General features: G+C 42.1%; 2 pseudogenes. Both read left to right on the forward strand.

What is annotated here, in order from left to right:
- Positions 1–134 (forward strand): annotated as a pseudogene (locus tag FD47_RS15485) (recombinase family protein); the annotation flags it as partial.
- An 82-nt stretch (positions 135–216) separates the two neighbouring features.
- Positions 217–591 (forward strand): annotated as a pseudogene (locus tag FD47_RS14740) (transposase); the annotation flags it as partial.
- Between the last annotated feature and the right edge of the window lie 27 nt (positions 592–618).

Raw genomic sequence — 618 nt, forward strand, 5'->3', positions numbered from 1 at the left:
GCGATCCCCGCTTGCAGCATGCTTTTAAACTTTATCGAGCAGGCATGAGTGACATTGATGTGTCCCGAAATACAGGTATTAAACGGACGACCTTTATTCGATACCGTGTAAAATACGGTATTAAAAGAAAATAGGGCCCCCCTTTGGTTGGCTATACTCCTTCTTGGGTAGACAAGCAAATAATTAAAGCTTGTCTTCCTAGAAAGGAGTTTTTGTATGGGCCGAAAAGGTTCTAGATATACGTTAGATGAGAAGCTCTTTTATATTGGTCTGGTCCAAAAGGGCCAGTCTGCTAATTCAATTCATAGACAGTATGGTGTTCATGATTCACAAATCCAGCAATGGTTAGAACGTTACGAGTCAGATGGTGTGGACGGGCTTAAGCGAAAACGAACCAATCGAGTCTACTCTCAAGAATTCAAACTTGAGGTCGTTCAGAAGTATCTTGGAGGTAGTACCTCATATCCCAAGTTAGCCAGAGAATTCGGTATTCCCAATAGTGGTGTCATAGTTCAATGGGTTTCCCTGTATAATGGTGGTAAATTACTTAAATCCGCTAGGAGGGCTGCACCCATGAAGGATGGCCTTAAGAAGCTGTCCAAGATCTATGATTTTTGA

The organism is Lentilactobacillus parafarraginis DSM 18390 = JCM 14109, assembly GCF_001435895.1.
Lineage (GTDB): Bacteria > Bacillota > Bacilli > Lactobacillales > Lactobacillaceae > Lentilactobacillus > Lentilactobacillus parafarraginis.